14 protein-coding genes and 1 pseudogene are annotated in these 19545 nt (G+C 56.1%); 6 read left to right on the top strand and 9 right to left on the bottom strand.

Annotated elements, in window-relative coordinates:
- Nucleotides 1-56: 56 nt before the first annotated feature.
- From ACR0LN_RS18900 to ACR0LN_RS18870, 7 genes are all read right to left on the bottom strand, one after another.
- Nucleotides 57-2843, bottom strand: a complete 2787-nt coding sequence (locus ACR0LN_RS18900; RefSeq protein WP_480431865.1) for a bifunctional aconitate hydratase 2/2-methylisocitrate dehydratase — start codon at nucleotides 2841-2843, stop codon at nucleotides 57-59.
- A 320-nt stretch (nucleotides 2844-3163) separates the two neighbouring features.
- Nucleotides 3164-4447, bottom strand: a complete 1284-nt coding sequence (locus tag ACR0LN_RS18895) for a HupE/UreJ family protein (protein WP_480431863.1) — start codon at nucleotides 4445-4447, stop codon at nucleotides 3164-3166.
- Entirely contained in the window at nucleotides 4440-6197 is a 1758-nt protein-coding gene (locus ACR0LN_RS18890) for a hypothetical protein (RefSeq protein ID WP_480431861.1), read from the bottom strand. The genes ACR0LN_RS18895 and ACR0LN_RS18890 overlap by 8 nt, the downstream gene beginning before the upstream one ends.
- A 62-nt stretch (nucleotides 6198-6259) precedes the next feature.
- Nucleotides 6260-7081: a transporter gene (locus tag ACR0LN_RS18885; protein ID WP_480431860.1), complete on the bottom strand. Its 822-nt coding sequence runs from the start codon at nucleotides 7079-7081 to the stop codon at nucleotides 6260-6262.
- Between the two features lie 157 nt (nucleotides 7082-7238).
- Nucleotides 7239-8447: a guanitoxin biosynthesis MBL fold metallo-hydrolase GntH gene (gntH, locus tag ACR0LN_RS18880; RefSeq protein ID WP_480431858.1), complete on the bottom strand. Its 1209-nt coding sequence runs from the start codon at nucleotides 8445-8447 to the stop codon at nucleotides 7239-7241.
- Nucleotides 8448-8472: 25 nt separating this feature from the next.
- Nucleotides 8473-9066: a hypothetical protein gene (locus tag ACR0LN_RS18875; RefSeq protein WP_480431856.1), complete on the bottom strand. Its 594-nt coding sequence runs from the start codon at nucleotides 9064-9066 to the stop codon at nucleotides 8473-8475.
- Between the two features lie 75 nt (nucleotides 9067-9141).
- On the bottom strand, nucleotides 9142-9420 hold the full coding sequence (locus ACR0LN_RS18870; RefSeq protein WP_480431854.1) for a hypothetical protein: 279 nt from the start codon (nucleotides 9418-9420) through the stop codon (nucleotides 9142-9144).
- A 219-nt stretch (nucleotides 9421-9639) separates the two neighbouring features.
- Between ACR0LN_RS18870 and ACR0LN_RS18865 the strand changes: the two genes are divergently transcribed.
- Nucleotides 9640-11436: a tetratricopeptide repeat protein gene (locus ACR0LN_RS18865; protein WP_480431852.1), complete on the top strand. Its 1797-nt coding sequence runs from the start codon at nucleotides 9640-9642 to the stop codon at nucleotides 11434-11436.
- A 214-nt stretch (nucleotides 11437-11650) separates the two neighbouring features.
- Here the strand turns inward: ACR0LN_RS18865 and ACR0LN_RS18860 are convergent, their stop codons facing one another.
- Entirely contained in the window at nucleotides 11651-13273 is a 1623-nt protein-coding gene (locus ACR0LN_RS18860; protein ID WP_480431924.1) for an ABC transporter substrate-binding protein, read from the bottom strand.
- Between the two features lie 652 nt (nucleotides 13274-13925).
- Nucleotides 13926-14522, bottom strand: coding sequence for a response regulator transcription factor (locus ACR0LN_RS18855; RefSeq protein WP_480431923.1), 597 nt, complete (start codon nucleotides 14520-14522; stop codon nucleotides 13926-13928).
- 252 nt (nucleotides 14523-14774) lie between these two features.
- Between ACR0LN_RS18855 and ACR0LN_RS18850 the strand changes: the two genes are divergently transcribed.
- From ACR0LN_RS18850 to glyA, 5 genes and pseudogenes are all read left to right on the top strand, one after another.
- Nucleotides 14775-16016, top strand: coding sequence for a pyridoxal-phosphate-dependent aminotransferase family protein (locus ACR0LN_RS18850; protein ID WP_480431850.1), 1242 nt, complete (start codon nucleotides 14775-14777; stop codon nucleotides 16014-16016).
- 28 nt (nucleotides 16017-16044) lie between these two features.
- A complete protein-coding gene (locus ACR0LN_RS18845; RefSeq protein ID WP_480431849.1) occupies nucleotides 16045-17241 on the top strand; it encodes a malate--CoA ligase subunit beta in 1197 nt (398 codons plus the stop codon).
- Nucleotides 17241-18128: a succinate--CoA ligase subunit alpha gene (gene sucD, locus ACR0LN_RS18840; RefSeq protein ID WP_480431847.1), complete on the top strand. Its 888-nt coding sequence runs from the start codon at nucleotides 17241-17243 to the stop codon at nucleotides 18126-18128. Before ACR0LN_RS18845 ends, sucD begins: the two co-directional genes overlap by 1 nt.
- Nucleotides 18128-19099 (top strand): 2-hydroxyacid dehydrogenase, encoded by a 972-nt coding sequence (locus tag ACR0LN_RS18835; RefSeq protein ID WP_480431846.1) that lies wholly within the window; start codon nucleotides 18128-18130, stop codon nucleotides 19097-19099. The genes sucD and ACR0LN_RS18835 overlap by 1 nt, the downstream gene beginning before the upstream one ends.
- Nucleotides 19100-19172: 73 nt before the next feature.
- Nucleotides 19173-19545: pseudogene (gene glyA / locus ACR0LN_RS18830) on the top strand (serine hydroxymethyltransferase); the annotation flags it as partial.

Below are 19545 nucleotides of genomic sequence, written 5' to 3'. Positions count from 1 at the left end.
ATATCCGCAATCGGAAAAAGCACAGGCCGGTTCGCTTTGAACCGGCCTGAAACGTCTTAGAAATGCGCCGAGTTGGTGTTGCCCGGTACTACGGGCGGCGCAAACTTGGTCAGGTCAATACCTTCGACCGCAGCCTTGTACTCTTCGATCTTCGGCGTCCGGCCCAGGATCGCCGACAGCACAACAACCGGGGTCGAGGCCAACAGGCTTTCGCCTTTCTTGTCCGGCGCATCCGCCACGACGCGGCCTTGGAACAGACGGGTCGACGTGGCCAGAACCGTATCCCCCTTAGCGGCTTTTTCCTGATTACCCATGCAGAGGTTACAGCCGGGGCGTTCGAGGTACAGGATGTTCTCGTACTCGGTGCGCGCCTTTTCTTTCGGGAACAGATCGTCGAATTCGAAGCCCGAGTATTTCTCGAGCACTTCCCAGTCGCCCTCTTCCTTCAACTCATCGATGATATTGTAGGTCGGAGCCGCGACCACCAGCGGGGCCTTGAATTCGACCTTGCCGGTTTCTTTTTCCAGGTTTTTCAGCATCTGGGCAACGATCTTGATGTCCCCTTTGTGCACCATGCACGAGCCGACAAAGCCCAGATCCACGTGCTTTTCAGCATTGTAGTACGAGATCGGGCGGATCGTGTCGTGGGTGTACCGCTTGGACACATCCGCATTGTTGACGTCCGGGTCCGCGATCATCGGCTCGACAATCTGGTCCAGATCGACGACAACCTCAGCGTAGTATTTCGCATTCTCGTCAGGACGCAGAGCGGGATTTTCACCCGACTTGATCTCAGCAATGCGAGCGTCCGCGATGTTGATCAGCTTTTGCAGCATGCCGTTTTCATGCTCCATACCCTTGTCGATCATGATCTGGATGCGCGACTTGGCCAGTTCCAGCGAACCAACCAGCGTCTCGTCATTCGAGATACAGACCGAGGCCTTGGCTTTCATCTCAGCAGTCCAGTCTGTGAAGGTGAATGCCTGATCCGCCAGCAGCGTGCCAATGTGCACTTCGATCACGCGACCCTGGAACACGTTGTCGCCATGCTGTTCCAGCATCTGCGCCTGGGTGGCGTGCACGACGTCGCGGAAATCCATGTGCTCGGCCATTTGACCCTTGAAGGTCACCTTGACCGATTCCGGGATCGGCATCGACGCCTCACCGGTGGCCAGCGCCAGCGCCACGGTGCCCGAGTCCGCCCCAAAGGCCACGCCTTTGGACATGCGGGTGTGGCTGTCGCCGCCGATGATGACCGACCAATCATCCACGGTGATGTCGTTCAACACCTTGTGGATCACGTCGGTCATTGAATGATAGACACCTTTCGGGTCCCGACCGGTGACAAGGCCGAAATCGTTCATGAACTTCATCAGACGCGGCGTGTTGGCCTGCGCCTTGGCATCCCAAACCGAAGCAGTGTGACAACCCGACTGATAAGCACCATCAACGCTGGGTGCCACAACGGTTGCGGCCATCGCCTCAAGTTCCTGCATGGTCATCAGGCCGGTGGTGTCCTGCGAGCCGACGATGTTGACCTTCACACGTACGTCCGAACCTGCATGCAGGGTCTTGCCCGGCGTCGTGCCAACAGCGTTCTTGTTAAAGATCTTCTCAACCGCAGTCAGGCCCTGACCTTCGTGGCTGATCTCTTTCGATTGGGCAAAGACCAAAGGCGCTTCGACGCCTAGCGTTTCGGCCGCGAATGTCTGCAGTTTCTTACCGAAAACGATGGCGTATGAGCCACCCGCCTTCATGAACTCCACCTTTTGCGGCGTGAAGGACGAGGACACGTCCACCAGCTCGTCGTCATCTTCGCTCAACAGCTTGTGGTTCTTGGTGTTGATCTTCAGAACAGTGCCGGTTGCGACCGAGTACTTCTCTTCAAGCACCGGATTGCCATCGTTGTTCAGGATCGCCTTGCCGTCTTCGTCCACCTTCTTGGCCCAGTTCTTCAGATCAAGGCCAATACCGCCGGTCACGCCCACGGTGGTCAGAAAGATCGGCGAGATACCGTTGGTGCCTGCCACGATCGGAGCGAAGTTGACGAAAGGCACATAAGGGCTAGCCTGCTTGCCGGTCCAAAGCGCCACGTTGTTCACACCCGACATCCGAGACGAGCCCACGCCCATGGTGCCCTTCTCAGCGATCAGCATCACGCGCTTGCCCGGATGTTGCAGCTTCAGCGCCTCAACTTCCTGCTGCGCTTTATCGGAAATAAAGCATTTGCCGTGCAGTTCCCGGTCAGCCCGCGAGTGCGCCTGATTGCCCGGCGACAGCAGGTCGGTCGAAATGTCACCCTCGGCCGCGACATAAGTCACGACTTCGATTTCTTCTTCGATTTCGGGCAGCTTGGTGAAGAATTCAGCCTTGGCATAGCTGTCCAGAACGTCTTTGGCCACCGCGTTGCCGGCCTCGAAGGCTGCTTTCAGTCGATCAGTGTCCGCGTCATACAGGAAGACCTGAGATTTCAGAACCTCAGCGGCCTGCCCGGCAATCGCCGCATCGTTACCCAGCGCCAGATCCAGCAGAACTTCAACCGAGGGGCCGCCTTTCATGTGCGACAGCAGCTCGAACGCGAAGGGCACCGAGATTTCCTCGACCACGGATTCGCCCAGAATGATCTCTTTCAGGAACTTGGCCTTTTCACCTGCAGCGCTGGTTGTGCCCGGCAGCGTATTGTAGATGAAGAAGTTCAGCGACTCATCGCGATGTTCATTCCCTGCATCTTTGATCTGAGCGACAATCTCTTTTACAAGAGCCCCGTCGTCGATGGGCTTGGGATGCAGCCCCTGTTCTTTGCGGGTTTCGATCTCGGCTAAGTAGTCTGTATAAAGGCTCATGGCTGTTCCGGCTATCTGCTTTCGGTGACGTTTTGCGCCGGGTTTGTGGAGGTTTGACCCGCTCCGGCACATGTTTGTATGCGGCGGTATACTAATTCTGCAAAAGTTTCAATAGACCATCTGCGCGCAGTATCTGAAAGACGGGATCCTACCAGTCGGTATTTTTGTATTGAACGGCGTGGCCTATCCCGATCTGGAAGAAATTCCGCAAGAGAACCTGTACAAGTCTTCTATGCCCGAACAATGCAGACTTAGACTTTGCAGAGTTTCGATATTCCAAACGTCGAAAAGGCATGATCTCTGGATTGGTGCTTGAGAGTTTAAATAAATAGCAACTCGAAAAAGGATTTGCCGCGTTCAAAAGCCCACCAGCTGGCAACCGTACCACACCCAATCGCGATCACCATTCTCAACGACAACTCCAGGGTCGGACCGAGCCTTGTGAACAAGGACAGAAGCGGCCACGTTACCAGGACAATCGCAAGCTGGCCAACCTCAACGCCGATGTTGAAGGCCAGTAGGCTCTGCCAGATATTTGGGGACGTCACCTGCAATATTTCGTGCAGAACGAAGCTGAAGCCCAGACCGTGCAATAGGCCCATCAGGACGGTAATAACGAAGACTTTTCTATTGGAGCCTGTGTCTGAGTTGCCCTCCAACACCGCCAAGAATGCCGCATATATGATGGACAAGGCGATACCTGTTTCCACGAATGGGACAAACCATGCGCCCGATGGTACGTATCCAAAGAACCCAAGCGACAGTGTAACGCTGTGACCAACCGTGAAGCCGGTGACCCGCCATAGAAGCGCATGCAACCCGTGTGCTCCGATGACAAGGCAAACGACGAACAGAACATGGTCAATGCCCTCCAGAATGTGGCGCACGCCCTCCCAGACAAACGTTGCGACCCCTGCTATTCTGGATCGCGAGATCTCGACTGGGTCCTTCATCAGCCCGCGGGTACGAAAAACAAGTGGATCGCCGGAACCGTAATCCAGGATGAGGTTCGCGGTCATTTCCTGGTCCGGCAAGCCAGGGTCCAGAAGACTTGTGAGAGCGTAGGTCGAAGGTGCCTGCCCGAAGTGGTAGTTTATTACAATATCCACAACCACGTCACCGACATAGGCAGGCGGGTTGTCTTGCAGGGTCGAGCCCTGAGATACAGCCTGTTTGGCTTCATTCAAAGTTGCAAAGCCAGGTTCTTCGCCCACTCGATGGATCGAAACAGATTCAACGGTGCCAGGAACCTGCGCCTCTCGAATCTTTAAGACCGTACCCGCCTCAGCGATTTGACCTAGCCCAAGCGGGTCGGTAGCCATTTCGGCGAAGTTGACAAAATGAACCACCCGGTCGTTCTCAAAGGCGTTTGTGGTAAAAGGTGCCGCTGACGGAAGGCCATCTGTGCCCTGTTCGCCGGTTTTGTCCGCCACAAGGTAGGGCATCGGCACGCGCAGAAAGATGCGGAGCCCGTCATCTTTGTGTTCAACATGAAAGACGCGCACATTGAGGTTCAGAAGGAAATGCGCCTGGCTTGCGACCGCAGAGACGATCAGACAGGCGGTTACACAAATCAGCAGGATATTTCGCATACGATCAGACATCCGGTGAACGTGCCTCCAACACTGTGATGGCGGTGAGAACCCAGTTTCCTCGGTCAGGCCGAAGCTCTATCCGGGCGCGATAATCGACGCGCCGACGGTGATCATGCCCCCAATGACCGGCCCGAGCGTCGACGCGCCACTCTACGACGCCTTCGAACATTCCTCTGCGGGTCATGTTGCCATCAACAATGACGACATCCCTGACATCGACGATTTGCGCGCGTCCGCCACCTGGCACCCGGATCGTCAGGCTGGTTTCCAGCTCAGCCGCCACATCAGTGCGCGATGCCTCGGTGACGATAGGTTCAAGCGCTTTCTTTCGCTCTTCGGGAAACACTTCGAGAGCGGCCACATACGTGTTGGTCAAAAGTCGGGATATTGCACTGGTTGCAACCTGGCCGTCAGATTGGCCAGAGATCGGGCTTAGGACAGGAATTGCGTGCGTCCCTGAAAAAGCGATGCCTGCAAAAAGAGACATTGTTGAAAGCGCCACACACCCAACACGTATCGGTTTTTTGGATGATCGGAACGCGACTACGCCTGCACCAGCTGACAGGACAACAGCCAACGCTGTCCACAACGGGACAGCAAAGATGCCCGTTGCTCGAACCGGCGCTACCTCGGGATTGTCATATCGTTTCAGATGATTGGTCCATGTGACAACAGGTTCGTCCGGTGTTGCCCAGGCAAAAAACGGACCCGCAACGTCAGTCAGCGTTATCGGGACTTTCTGGATCGTATCGTCAAACATGTCCCAATTGATTGACGCTTTGGTCGGCAGTTCCGAGATCGGATAGGTCAGTGTCACACCGACAAACGTCGTGTCGGCTATAAGCTTCGGATGGCCTTCAACGACTTGAAACCCTCGCTCGCTTAACGTCAGAAATGCTCCACTAGCCAAAGTAGGTGAGACGATCTTTCCCGAGATACTCAGCGAATTTCGGGTTTTGAACGCCTCTAACGCAGCAGATAAGATCTGCGACTGCAGCGCGGGTTCCAGCCTGATACCTGTCGTAAACTCCTGCTCAATCCACGGCGCGAGTTCCCGAACACGGATGAGAACTTCATGCCGGACTTCACGCGGTGCCACATACAGGAAAGAGGTCGTGCCACTTTGTGACGGACGATTGAGGTTTGGGTTCGCGAAAGCCGTCAACCACGGATCGGGCCAGTTGATCGCCAGTCGTATGTCTTTGTTCAGAAAACCAAACCGCGTGACCGGGACATGGCGGTCAAAAACCATGAACCCTATTGATGCCGCGGGTGGTCCATCATCGGTATATGGAGGGCGAATGATAAAAGTCTCAGGTCGCGCGCCCTCAAAACTGTAGAACGCCTCAAGATATATGACCTCTGGGTTTTCAGGTGGTCCGGGGATTGGTCTTCCGGTGAGGGGGTCAGGTTTTCCGGCAAATGGCGAAGCCCGGTCAATTCTCTGTCGGCGTTCCACGCGGATCAGATCAGACGGCAGCGGCTTCCCGTCAACGCGAGCGACTAGAAGGCTTTCCGGATACCCGCCTGATGACTGATCGTATCTGGCCGGAGCCGCAAGGGACTCTGATACAGGCTTCAACGGAAAGGAGCGTTCAAAAACAGCCAAATCCTCGGGATGGATTTCCAGTTCCAGTCGAATGCCTTCGTCTTCTATTCGAAACACCGCGATATTTTTTGCGACTTCAGCCCCGCTGTATGGGATCACGTTGGCCTTTACGGCAGTTGAAAGGGCGGAAACCACCAGCACCGTCAACAAGAATTTGATATGTCCTGATAATATCGTCATGGATCAAAAACGGTGTCACGTCTCCTCTTCAATTATCTCGGATATACTAGTGTCGCTGACAGCCGCGCACCCCAACCGTCGGGGCCAGAGGCCGGAGATGCCAGGTAGTAGCGCGCGCCGGCCTGCAGCGACACGCGCTGTTCCCCAAACCTGACTAGCTTTGAAATCATAAGATTCACCGGAGCGGTCCACTCATCCGTGGTCCAGTCATAGGTGGATTCGGAATTCACCGTGAAAGTCCAGGCGTCCTTGGTGGTGTGCGCCAGAAAGGGCTGAAGGTAGGTTGAATTGATGTCGTCACTTTCAAAGGACCAGATGTGGTTGCCCAACCCGCCGATGGTCCACGGCCCCTCCTGAACCAGCACGACACCAGTTATACCCCCGCCCCATTCGCCCACGCCCAGTTCACGGTTACTGGATGTGGGCAAATAGAAGATAGGCCCGACGCCCCATGTGAACGACGATTTGGTCGGGCTGAACCAAAGGCTTACCGTTGTATCGCCGAAACCATGGTTGCTGCCGGACTCACCGGAAACATCGTTTTGCCATTTGTAGGGAATGATCGTCCGCGTGATCAGGTTTAGATTATCGTTCAGGGAAAAGGGTATAACGGGTTGAATGTTCAGAGTTGTCTGATTGCCATCTTCGCTGCCGTATCCGGTGTCGTAATTGAACTGGAACGGAACCGAGATCAGCGACGCCAGCGGGTTCGACAGTTGCTTGGCCAGTTCCGAGTCGTCTGCCGCCGCAGCCGGACAGCATGCCAGTGCGACCAGGGCAACCGGCAGCAAAACGCCTAGTCGGGCCAGTTTGAATATCAGAGTTTTGGCAAAGGTGATCATCAATCCGTTCATTCCTCGGATCGGCTACCCTCATTCAATCGGACAGAGGCATAGCGACCTTTGGTTCCTGGGTTTCGATGGGTGTCTTCGGCCCGAATTTTAATCCGTTGCAAACACCTTGAGATTTCAAGAAAGGCGCCCCCGTCGGGATGCGCCTTCTAAACCGGGATCATTTGTCATCCGGCATTTTCGGCGGGGTGTACCCTTTCCATTTCCCGGCCAGTATCTTGTCAGACGGTTTCTTCTCTTTAGACCGCGGCGCGTCATTGTACGCCTGTGTTACCGACGGGGGCAGCGCGTATTCATCCACTGACGCTTCGCGCACTATTATTTTGTCCTTGGTGACGTTGATAACAGTCAGATCGCGCGTAAGCGTGAGGTCTCCGTCATAGGTTGTACGAATGCCTTCCAGGATTGCCTGATAATTCTCGGGCGAAAGCACCGAGTGATAACCCACCGCGTGGCGAGGCTGCACTTCGGCCATGACTTTGCCAAAGGCCGCTGGTTCGGTGTGAACGCGTGTCGAAACATACGTCGCTTGGCCAAGGGTCCAACCAAAATAGGGTGCCAGCGCTTTCGGTGGCAGAAAGGCTTCATGCGATGCGATATCCGCGCCTTTGGCGTATTTCACGTACCAATTATTCGGATAGGTGTCGCCGCCAAAGACATACTTCAACCCGTTCCATTCCAAAGAATAACTCACCGATCCATCCAGAAGATGAATGGCTGGCCAGGATCGGATCGTAACGCCATTTTCCTCATATACGATCTCGTTTTCCTGCATGTAGTCGAATTCCGTCACTTCGATTTTGCCGCCATCGTCCGGCAATGCGCCTGTGCGACCTTCAAGATCCCAGGCGTAGGCTTTCTGGCTGTTTTCGACAAAAGCCTTGATGCCCAATTCCGGGGTCGATCCGGTCGGCCCAAATATCCGCAACGGGGTATAGCGGCCAGACAGCCAGCTTCCGATGTGCAGCCCCATAAAGTCGCCGACATGGTCGACGTGCAGGTGGCTGATGAATACTTTGTCAATCTTCGAAAAGTCAGGCCGGAGTGAGAACAGGTTGCCCATCGAGCCCATGCCGACATCGAACAGGAACACATCGCCGTTGCCAAGCTCGACAAGAAACGAAATGGACACCGCAGCCTTGGTCTGGTTCGGCATACCGGTTCCCAAGGCGGTGATCCGCATTTCATCGGTCCCCAGAATTTCCGTATTTGGGAAATAGCTGGCGGGATATTCTTCGTCACTGATCTGCGTTGCGGTGCGCCCGGTCGGCAGGTTTTCGGCGTAAACGGCCGCCGAGCCAAAAACCGTGACCACAGCGGTGCACGCCAAGGCCACATTCCTAAATCTTCTACCAATGTAAAAAAACATTTTCTCCTCCATCATTTTTCCTGTCTCAGTTGCAGACGAGGCCGGGTCCGCAATTGCAAAGATCGTTTGGGTTATCGGGATTGTCGGCGGCGCAATGACGGACCTCGCGACGATCATGCCGACGATGGACGCCGGCCACCGACCCAGGCGACATTGGTCGACCGAAATGGTCGATGAACAACGTGCCCGGGCCTGTGGTTTTCGGCATGTCACCCTTGATGAGCTTGACGCCGGGATAAGTCATCGTTCCCTGATCGTTCTGGGGCCGCTGCGACAATTCAACGACCACATCGACAGGCTGCTCGCCATTCGCAACAATGGTCAGTACGGCGTTGGGCGGGTCCTCGGCAAAGCTGTCCTCACCTTCGGACACCATATCCAGAAAGCCCTGTATGCTTTGCACACCCGCATACCGCACCGGCCTGTCACAGAAGAATGTGACGATGGGGCTGACATCTTCCATGGTTATCGTGTCGCCAGTCATCGACACCGAACCGGCGTTGTGCACGAATAGCGCTTTGCATTCCTGTGCTTCAGCGTCCTGCGCTAGTGCGAAGGGTATGTGGCCGAGCACGATTGACAGCGCAATAAGAAGCGTCTTGCAGGTTTGTTTAGTCATTCCCCCCTCCTTGCATGCTGGAAATCAGGTCGCGACATCGGGCAAGTTGCCTGTTTGGGCGTCGGTCGTGTTGCATCAATGGTGACCCTGCGCCTTGGGTCCGACCATGGACCGGTTGACGTATTCCATCAGTTCGAGCTTCAGATCCTCGCAAATCTGGTGATATTCGACCGCTCGGGCTTGCCCGTATTCCCCCTGTGCCTGAAAGTTGTGGTACGCGGTCACTGCCTCGCCGAAGTCACGACAAATAGCCTGAAACTTTGGGTCGCTCCGCGACAAAGACACGATCGTGAATTCATCGTTGGGTGATTGTTTCACCAGTTCGGAACATCCGGCAGCAAGAAAATTTTCCACTTGCTCCCCTCCCTGCAAAGACCGTCGGCCATCAGTGAGACTCTGTTTCCAGTGGTATGTCCGCTGGGACATCCCATGGAGACACCAAATTAACACCCGTGACCCACGAACTGGTGTACCGAACATGTTCTGAACGTGTATCGAACGTTAAAAATTCTTTTGTTTGAATGTAATACTGGACGTGACCCGAATAACCCGGGTACTGTTTGATTAGTTTGGATGGAACGAACACAGCCGACAGATACTGCAATGGAAAGTCAGCTATCCGAGCAGAAGTCTGCGCAGCCTCTGGAACAGGCAGCCATAGACGAACAGCTCGACCGTATGTTTGAGAGTTCTCAGTTTGGTGCGAATGACCGCCGACGTGCGTTCCTCAAATACATCGTCGATGAAACACTGGCCGGGCGTGCTGACCGGCTGAAAGGATATTCGATTGGCGTTTCTGTTCTGGGCCGTTCCGAGGATTTCGACGCGACCACGGACCCCGTAGTACGCCTGGAAGCGCGCCGTTTGCGGCGCGAGCTGGAACACTATTACCTGACGGACGGAAGCAACGATCCGCTGGTAATTACCATTCCCAAAGGATCATACGTTCCTTCGTTTGAATTTCGAGATGTATCTTCAGCGCCGTCTCGTGCTCCGGAGCGGACAGGCAAACGCGGCAGAACCGGTTGGCGCGCTCCGAACTGGGTTGTGTTGCTTTTGTTGACGCTGCTGGTGGCTGTGACAGGTTTCATGTTGTTCCAAAGTTTCGAATCTGAAAACCCTTCTACCGATCAGGCGACCACAGTGGATGACCTTTGGGGGGATTTACCGGTCGTTGCCGTGATGCCGTTCAATCCATTGGGAAACAGCGCGGTCACATCTGTAGCGGCCCGAGGCATAGCCGAAGATATCACAACTGACCTGGCACGCGTGCAGGGGTTGCGTGTGATCTCTTACGCGTCGACAGCCGAGCTTTCCGACGGGGCAGTCGATCTGATCGATGAAGGGCGCAAGCTGGGTGCGACCCATGTTTTGCGCGGCAGCCTGCAAACCATGACGGATGGCTATCGGTTGAATATCGGCCTCGTCGACGTGGACAGCCGGGGCGAAATGTGGGCCAAGCGGTTCGATTATAAAACAACTGACCGGTTCGATACTCAGACTGAGATTTCACGCGAGATCAGCTCGACTTTCTCTATCGAATTGTTCCCCGAACTGACTTCGAGGATGGAAGACGCGCGGTGGACCCGCCGGGACGCCAGAATCCTCTATCAGCAGGCATTGGACATCATACACCCGCCGAGCGATCCATCGCGGTTTGACGCCGCACACACCTTATTGCAGCGCGTAGTGCGGTTGGAACCGGACGCTCCGCACGGTTATGCCGGGCTGGCATTCGCGGAAGCGCATAGAACCTGGTTTGGACTTGCTGCAAACACGGATGAAACGCGCGGTCTAATCAGACAGTGTGCTGAAAGCGCATTGGAAAAGGATCAGGCAAACGTTCGCGCCCTGTTGACGTTGGGAATTCTTGAAATCTTGATGGGCAATCCGCAACCGGCAATTGACTACGGTGAACGTGCCGTCGAGCAAGAGCCGAGCTCCAGCCTGGCGCATGGTTATCTGGGAATGTTCCTTCTGTACGCAGGCAAGCCGGAACGAGCGATCACACCCTTGCAGCGCGCGTTAAGCCTTGATCCCCTAAGTATCCGGCGACCCTACAGGAATATTCTGGGCGTTTCACAATTCCACGCCGGAAACTATCAGGAGAGCTTGGCCACGCTACAGGAAAACCTGGACCTCGGCGGACCCTTCGGGCCGCATATGATGGTCTATCAGGCCGCTGGCAACGCTGCGATCGAGCAATTCGATGAAGAGAAGGAAATCCTCGAAACTCTCGCGGCGATGATCGCCGAAGGCGAAACGTTTCCGCTAAGAAGGTGGTTGGAGAAAGTTATCTACGACACGGAAATGATGCGTCCATTGTTGGACGAATATGAAAAAGCCAAAGCGCTGGCTGAGACGCAGTAACTGCGCTGAAGCATGTATACGTTACAGCAGGCCATTCTGATCTAAAAGCCCGCCGCAATAGACCTCGGGGGCTGGCCCATGCTCAGCTCCTGCCTTGCTATCCTTTGATTTCTTGAGGAACCCCAACAGCTCCGAGAATAATGCGAACTCCGGGGCGGGACGAACCCGACCCCGGAGCAGATGAAGGACCAGCGGGAGCGGCCTGTCCTTCGAGTTATCCCGCCCAATACAGCTCGTGCGGTTTGATCTCGAACGTTATGTGGTGGTCTGCACCAAACAGATTTTCTTTGGAGAAGTTGGTCACCGTGCGCCAATACGGCTGAATGATAACCCCTTCGTCCAACATGATCTGTTCCAACTTGGCGACAACGTCCTTACGCTTCTCAGGGTCCGCAATTGCAAGCGCTTCAGCGAGCGTGGCGTCGAACTCGGCATTATCAAAACCGGTCTCATTCCATGCTTCGCCAGAACGATACGCAAGCGCCAATACCTGCACACCTAACGGGCGGTGATACCAATCCGTCACGCTGAAGGGGTATTTCGACCAGTTGTTCCAAAACGAGCTGGCAGGCAGGATTGCGCGTTTGACTTTGATACCCGCATCGCGCAGCTGTGCAGCAATCGCGTCTGCTGTATCCCGTCTCCACCCGGCTTCCAGAGAAAACAGCTCGTGCTCGTAGTCCGCCATGCCGGCTTCTTCCAGCAGTGCCACCGCGGCGCTTGGATCAAGCGGTGTTGAACCAATGTCGACATAGTCTGGGTGCGGTTGTCCGACGTGATGGTTCTGGGCGACAAGCCCGTTTCCGTCGACACCAAGTTCCAGACACACAGTGTTGTCGACCGCCATTTGCAGCGCGCGCCGTACCCGCACATCTTCATAGGGCTTCTTGCCGTCAACCTCAGTCTGCTGATTGGGGCGCGCAACCAGTGTTGTTGCCGTTACGATGTCAAAGCGTTTCCAACCATCAAGCGTCTCGAACAGCTGGATGTTTCCACCGTCGATGTCAAAGGTCGTGTCGATTTCATCTGCATCTGCCGCCGCAAGCCAAGAAGCCCCTTCGGTTCCATAGTCGATGAATTCGATGCGATCCATCCATGCGCCGTTTCCGGCATTCCACCATTCATGATCTTCATTGCGAACAAGAACGGCTTTTTCACCGACAGTATGGCTTTCAAGCTTGTAGGGCCCAGTGCCAATAGGTGCCGACAGCGCGTTCTCTTCAACATAGTCGGCATGCGTGATTGCAGCAGGATAATCCGCCATGCCGGCGATCAGTGTGATGTCGGGGTTGGGCAGGTTCAGACGAACGGTATGGTCATCGACCACTTCGATGGCGCCTTCAATCGCCTTACCAGTCTCGCTGTCGATAAGCGTCGCAAACCGGCCAGCCATCGAGTTCCCTTCGACGGACTTATCACACCAGCCCTCGATGTTGCGGGCGACATCTTGCGCTGTAAAGTCGTCGCCATTGTTCCACTTCACGCCTTTGCGGAGATTTAGAACATAGGTCTTCGCGTCTTCTGAAACCTCCCAGCCTTCCAGAAGCTTGCCCTCAAAGGTGGCATCATTGTTGTATTGGACCAGATATTCCAACCAGCCACGCGAAATATTCGCGTTCTCGGCAAACGCCCAGGTTCTGGGTTCTTTGAGCGCGTAGACCAGTTGCTGAACCCGAGCGGTTCCACCTTGCTGTTTTTCGCCCGTGGACGCTGCGGCAGGGGCTGGCATGCCAAGCAGGCCGTAAGCCAAGGCTGAAGACGCACCAAAGGTGCTGGCTAGCGCCAGAAACTCTCGTCTTTGCATTTCATTGCCAGACCGCCGCGTCCCTTCCGCCATCTCACGGATGAACTCAGGCACGAAGTCTGCGGGTTTCACATTTTTCACGATAACCTCCCGTTATTTTGGAAACGTCCAACTTGGCGGGAGAATAGGAATGGAGGGTGTGTCCGCAAAACAATCTTTGGTTGGCATCGGATAACTCGCGGTTATACTGGGATCGGGCTGCGCCAATGCATTCCAGGAGTACCGGGCAGTCTTGCGGTTGAATATTTCAAAGGTTGGACACTCGCAAACAAAACTCTGGTTCAACTATCTTTCGTAATGGCCCTTATCGCCATAACGGCTGCCGGAGATACGGAATGAAGTGAAGGTCAGCACTCCGTTCTTTGCAACGAATTACGCGGATTGGCTGGGTCGTGCATCATCGAGAATCCATAGCGAGACTAAGCACATTTTTTCGCGGACACGGTAGTGCCGAAGATGAACGGGTATCATGCCATTCTGCTTTAAACATGTATAATCCGCGCCGCCGCCGACCGCGTCAGCCGCTATGCACTCGACATGCGCAACGAAAATCTTCAATCAAAGTCGGTTATGAACTCAATGAACAAAGGATTTGCTCCCCTGCCCATTAATGCCCTTCAAACGCGTGAACCAAGATAAACGACCTTCAACGCCAAAGATTGAGTCAAGGCTATAGCCGAACTGTTTATTCCTTGGGTAACCGCGCCGAATAGAATTGGGCAATTGCTTGCGTTCTGTTTTTGACCGCCAGTTTTTCGTAGATGTTTGAAAGGTGGAATTTCACGGTATTCGTCGAAATCTCCAGCTCTTTTGACAACTCACGGTTGGACATACCTTGTGCCAGCGCTTCAAGGATCGCGCGTTCTTTGCGCGACAGGCTTTGAATCGGATCCTGCTGCATTTTCCGAACGTCGATAAACGGGAAAACCATCTTGCCTGCTGCTACGTCAGCGCAGGTTTCAAGCAGTCCCTCAACCTCTCCAGATCGGGCAGCAAACCCTGCGGCTCCTGCCTGCATTGCCAACCGGGGTATCTCGCCCGTCGCGTCGCCATAAACGACAAACCGCGGTGCATTGGCTTGCTCGCGTAGTACTTCGATCAACTTGGCCGCGCCCAGTACCGGCAGGTTCCAGTCCACCACGCCGACCTGAACTGGAACACGCATCACGGTTCCAAGAAACCCTTCGGCCGTGGCCGAGGTGGCCACGAGCGAGAATCGCGGGTCGCGTTCGAATATTTCGGACATTGCGGACAGAACCAGCGGATTGCTGTCGGCCAGCATGACATCGATTGGAGCGTTAGCGGTAGCAGTCAACTGATTTGCCCTATTTTCCCAAAAACCTACCCATAAGGGCAGGATCAAAATCGGTATACCTCGGTATTTTTACCCAAAAGGATGGGTATTTACCCATTCTTTTAGCCATCCTAAAGCAGTAGTAAGTTACGTTGCGTAATAGAACAAGTCAGCGTTTTCTATTCGGCAATGTAACACAACAGGCCACTGCGGCCGACCAACTGCCGAGGATGTCTTACGATGACCTTTCAGATCTTCCCACCGCTCGAAATCCCCGAGACCCTTGCTGCTGGTCCGGGGCCGGGCAATACCGACGCCCGCGTTCTGCATGCTTTTGCCAATGCGGGGGTTGCGGACCATATGCAAGCCGACGTGCTGCGGGGGATGATCGAATGCAAGCACATGCTGCGCAAGATCTGGGGCACAGTAAACGCATATACCTTCGCGGTCGCTGGCACCGGTTGGAGCGCACTAGACACCATGTTCTCGGCCGTGATGCCAGGCGACAGGGTGGTTGCCTTCACCAACGGCACCTTCTCGGGCATCGATGCGCTGACACTGCGGATTAAGGCTGCGACGCCTGAAGAACATGCCGCCAACCCACTTGACCCGCACGCCGCCAGCGTCACCGTGATCGAGGTTGCGCACGGCCAGCCGGTGACAGGTGAACTGGTTGAAGCCGCTTTGGCAGGGCACCAGCCGAAATGGGCCTTCATGGCACATTGGGAAACAGGTTCGGGCCGCATCAACGATCTGCAAGGATTCTCTGATGCCTGCGAACGTCATGGTGTGATGGGGTTGATCGACGCCGTCTCGTCCTTGGGCGTCGATGATTTTTCAATCGACGATTATCCCGGCATCGCAGGCTGGGCTTCCTGCCCGCAGAAGGGGCTGTGCTGCTTGCCGCTGACCTATGCGCCAGTCAGCTTTACGGATGCTTATATCGAATCTCTGAAAACCTCCGGCGCTTATACCTACGTCCACAACCCGATCTTTGAAGCCCGCCATTGGGGTATCGTCGATGGTCAGGACGTGGAAAAAGGCACCTATCACCGAACCCATTCGGGATACGCGGTTGCGGCTTTCCACGAATCCCTGCGCCTGACCCTGCAAGAAGGTCTGGCAAAACGGTCGATGTCCTACCGCACCCATGAAAAGGTTCTGCGCGACGCCGTGATTGAGATGGGGTGCGAGGTCACCTCGGACATGCCGAGCCTTATCGTCTTGAACCTGCCGCCTGAATTGGCGGGGCGCGAGATGGAGTTGGTACAGAACTGCCGGGCACGGGGTTTCGGTATCTGGCCGACGCTCAGCGCACCTGTTCAAGTGCGCATTGGCATCCTCAATCAGCTGAACCGCGAAGCCGTCAGCCGGATTGTTCGCCTATTTGCCGAGGCGCTGCGCGAATTGGGCGAAGAGGTCGATCACGACGCAATCGAGGCCTTACTGGAAAGCCGCTACGGCACATCGATCGCTGCTTAATAGCACTGCATGAACGGGAGGATTGCAGATGGATATTCATGAGTACCAGGCGAAAGAGCTTCTTTCGAATTTCGGTGTCGACGTGCCTTCGGGCGCGTTGGCTTACAGCCCCGAGCAAGCGGCCTATCGGGCACGCGAACTGGGCGGCGACAAGTGGATTGTCAAAGCACAGGTTCACGCTGGGGGGCGCGGCAAGGCCGGTGGCGTCAAGCTGTGCAACACCGAGCACGAGATCTATCAGGCCTGCGATGATCTGTTCGGGCGCAAGCTGGTCACGCACCAGACCGGCCCGGAGGGTAAAGGCATTTACCGCGTCTATGTCGAAGCCGCTGTGCCGATTGATCGCGAGATTTACCTGGGCTTCGTGCTGGACCGGTCCAGCCAGCGAGTCATGATCGTCGCGTCATCGGAAGGCGGGATGGAGATCGAGGACATCTCGGCCAACCGCCCCGAAAGCATCGTTCGGTCGATTGTCGAACCTGCGGTTGGGTTGCAGGAATTTCAGGCCCGCGAGATCGCGTTCAAACTGGGGCTGGAACCCAAGCTGATCCAGCACATGGTGCGCACGCTGCAAGGCTGCTACGCCGCCTTCAGCGATTTGGACGCGACCATGGTTGAAATCAACCCGCTGGTCATCACCGGCGACGACCGCGTGCTGGCGCTGGACGCTAAGATGAGCTTTGACGACAACGCCCTGTTCCGCCACCCGCAGATCGCCGAGCTGCGCGACAAGAGCCAGGAAGACCCACGTGAAAGCCGCGCTGCTGACCGTGGCCTGTCGTATGTCGGATTGGACGGCAACATCGGCTGCATCGTCAACGGCGCCGGTCTGGCGATGGCGACGATGGACACGATCAAGCTGGCCGGAGGTGAGCCTGCCAACTTCCTCGACATCGGTGGCGGTGCCTCACCCGAGCGCGTGGCCAAGGCCTTCCGGCTGGTTCTGTCGGATAGCAACGTGCAGGCGATCCTCGTCAACATCTTCGCCGGTATCAACCGCTGTGACTGGGTGGCCGAAGGAGTCGTTCAGGCGTTGAAGGAACTTGAACTCGATATCCCTGTGGTCGTGCGACTGGCCGGAACCAATGTGGAAGAGGGCCAAAAAATCCTTGCCAAATCCGGTCTACCCATCATTCGGGCAACTACTTTGATGGAAGCCGCAGAACGCGCCGTGGGCGCATGGAAAAACGACCTTACTCAAGGCACCAAGATGAGGGCTGTGTAATGAGCATTCTTCTCGATCGCGACTCGCGTGTCATCGTTCAGGGCATCACCGGCCGTATGGCGCGGTTCCATACCAAGGACATGCTGAAATACGGCACCAACGTCGTGGGCGGCGTTGTGCCCGGCAAGGGCGGCGAAACCGTCGAAGGCGTGCCCGTCTTTGACACCGTCAAACAAGCCGTCGAAGCCACTGGCGCCGATGCCAGCCTTGTCTTCGTGCCACCACCCTTCGCAGCGGACTCGATCATGGAAGCTGCAGATGCCGGTATCCGTTACTGTGTCTGCATCACCGACGGTATCCCGGCGCAGGATATGATCCGGGTAAAGCGGTACATGTATCGCTACCCGAAAGAGAAACGCATGGTCCTGACCGGACCGAACTGTGCCGGTACGATCTCGCCCGGCAAAGCCCTGCTGGGGATCATGCCGGGGCACATTTACTTGCCCGGGCACGTGGGGATCATCGGCCGGTCCGGAACGCTGGGCTACGAGGCCGCGGCGCAACTGAAAGAGCGCGGCATCGGCGTGTCGACCAGCGTCGGTATCGGGGGTGACCCGATCAACGGCTCGTCGTTCAAGGACATCCTGCAGCGGTTCGAAGAAGACGAAGACACCCATGTCATCGCGATGATCGGTGAAATCGGCGGCCCGCAGGAAGCTGAAGCTGCTGAATATATCCGTAACCACATCACAAAGCCCGTCATCGCGTATGTTGCCGGTCTGACCGCGCCCAAAGGTCGAACGATGGGGCACGCCGGGGCAATCATCTCGGCCTTTGGCGAAAGCGCCAGCGAAAAGGTTGAGATCCTCTCGGCTGCTGGTGTGACTGTTGCGGAAAACCCTGCCGTGATCGGTGAAACGATCGCCCGCGTGATGGAGGCTGCGTGATGGTCAAACCTTCGGTTCTGGTTACCCGTCGCTGGCCAGCCGCCGTCGAGGCGCAGCTGGCCGAGAACTACAACGCGGTTCTGAATACCGGTGACAAACCGATGTCCCCGGCCGAAATCCGGCAGGCGCTGAAGTCCCATGACGCCGTCCTGCCCACGGTCACCGATACGCTCAGCGCCGAGGCGTTGGATGTGCCCGGTGCACAGACGAAAATCCTCGCCAATTATGGCGTTGGATACAGCCACATCTGCGAGCCGTCGGCGCGCGGGCTGGGCATGACCGTGACAAACACGCCCGACGTGCTGTCCGAATGCACTGCTGATATCGCCATGACGCTGATGCTGATGGTGGCGCGGCGTGCCGGTGAAGGCGAACGCGAACTGCGCGCTGGCAACTGGAGCGGCTGGCGCCCCACGCATCTGGTCGGCACCAAAGTCAGTGGCAAAACGCTGGGTATCATCGGCTATGGCCGCATCGGGCAGGAAATGGCCCGCCGCGCTCATCACGGGTTCGGAATGGATATCCTTGTCTACAATCGCAGCCAAGTTGCGCCGAACACTCTTGCCAAGTGCAATGCGACGCAGGTGGACACGGTTGATGAGTTGTTGCCGCAGTGCGACTTTGTCTCGTTGCACTGCCCCGGGGGCGCCGCAAATCGCCACCTGATCAATGCGCGCCGTCTGGACCTGATGAAGCCTGATGCGTTCCTGATCAACACGGCCCGTGGCGAGGTAATCGATGAGCGCGCTCTGATACAGTCCCTGACCTTCGACATGATCGGAGGCGCAGCGCTGGATGTGTTCGACGGAGAGCCACGGATCAACCCCGACCTATTGCAATGCGACAACCTTGTGATGCTGCCTCATCTTGGCAGCGCCACACGTGAGGCGCGCGAAGCGATGGGGTTCCGCGTGTTGGACAACCTGAGCGACTTTTTTGAAGGCCGCGAACCGCGTGACCGGGTGATCTGACGCCCTCTGGATATCCAAACGAACGCCTGTGCAGCCGTTTAAGCTTCACAGGCTCATACAGGAGATTTGCCCCGTGAATGCCCCACACCGCACCGACGGTTTTTTCACCCAATCCCTTGCCGACCGTGATCCCGAGCTGTTTGGCTCGATCACATCCGAGCTGGGTCGCCAGCGCGACGAGATCGAGCTGATCGCATCCGAGAACATCGTCTCTGCTGCCGTGATGGATGCGCAGGGCTCGGTGATGACCAACAAATACGCCGAGGGTTACCCCGGTCGTCGTTACTATGGTGGCTGCCAATTCGTTGATATCGCTGAGAATCTGGCCATCGACCGCGCCAAGCAGCTGTTCGGATGTGGCTTTGCCAATGTCCAGCCGAACTCGGGTTCGCAGGCCAACCAGGGCGTGTTCCAGGCGCTGATCCAGCCCGGCGACACCATTCTGG

The sequence above is a fragment of the Ruegeria sp. AA6 genome (genome assembly GCF_056542865.1).
This window is presented reverse-complemented; position numbering and strand designations above follow the sequence as displayed.

Excerpts from the sequence above, each read along its gene's own strand:
- ACR0LN_RS18835 (WP_480431846.1), top strand. The coding sequence starts at position 18,128 with ATGGTCAAACCTTCGGTTCTGGTTACCCGTCGCTGGCCAGCCGCCGTC.
- sucD (WP_480431847.1), top strand. The coding sequence starts at position 17,241 with ATGAGCATTCTTCTCGATCGCGACTCGCGTGTCATCGTTCAGGGCATC.
- ACR0LN_RS18900 (WP_480431865.1), bottom strand. The coding sequence starts at position 2,843 with ATGAGCCTTTATACAGACTACTTAGCCGAGATCGAAACCCGCAAAGAA.
- ACR0LN_RS18895 (WP_480431863.1), bottom strand. The coding sequence starts at position 4,447 with ATGTCTGATCGTATGCGAAATATCCTGCTGATTTGTGTAACCGCCTGT.
- ACR0LN_RS18845 (WP_480431849.1), top strand. The coding sequence starts at position 16,045 with ATGGATATTCATGAGTACCAGGCGAAAGAGCTTCTTTCGAATTTCGGT.
- ACR0LN_RS18875 (WP_480431856.1), bottom strand. The coding sequence starts at position 9,066 with ATGACTAAACAAACCTGCAAGACGCTTCTTATTGCGCTGTCAATCGTG.
- gntH (WP_480431858.1), bottom strand. The coding sequence starts at position 8,447 with ATGTTTTTTTACATTGGTAGAAGATTTAGGAATGTGGCCTTGGCGTGC.
- ACR0LN_RS18865 (WP_480431852.1), top strand. The coding sequence starts at position 9,640 with ATGGAACGAACACAGCCGACAGATACTGCAATGGAAAGTCAGCTATCC.
- ACR0LN_RS18855 (WP_480431923.1), bottom strand. The coding sequence starts at position 14,522 with ATGCTGGCCGACAGCAATCCGCTGGTTCTGTCCGCAATGTCCGAAATA.
- ACR0LN_RS18860 (WP_480431924.1), bottom strand. The coding sequence starts at position 13,273 with ATGGCGGAAGGGACGCGGCGGTCTGGCAATGAAATGCAAAGACGAGAG.
- ACR0LN_RS18885 (WP_480431860.1), bottom strand. The coding sequence starts at position 7,081 with ATGAACGGATTGATGATCACCTTTGCCAAAACTCTGATATTCAAACTG.
- ACR0LN_RS18850 (WP_480431850.1), top strand. The coding sequence starts at position 14,775 with ATGACCTTTCAGATCTTCCCACCGCTCGAAATCCCCGAGACCCTTGCT.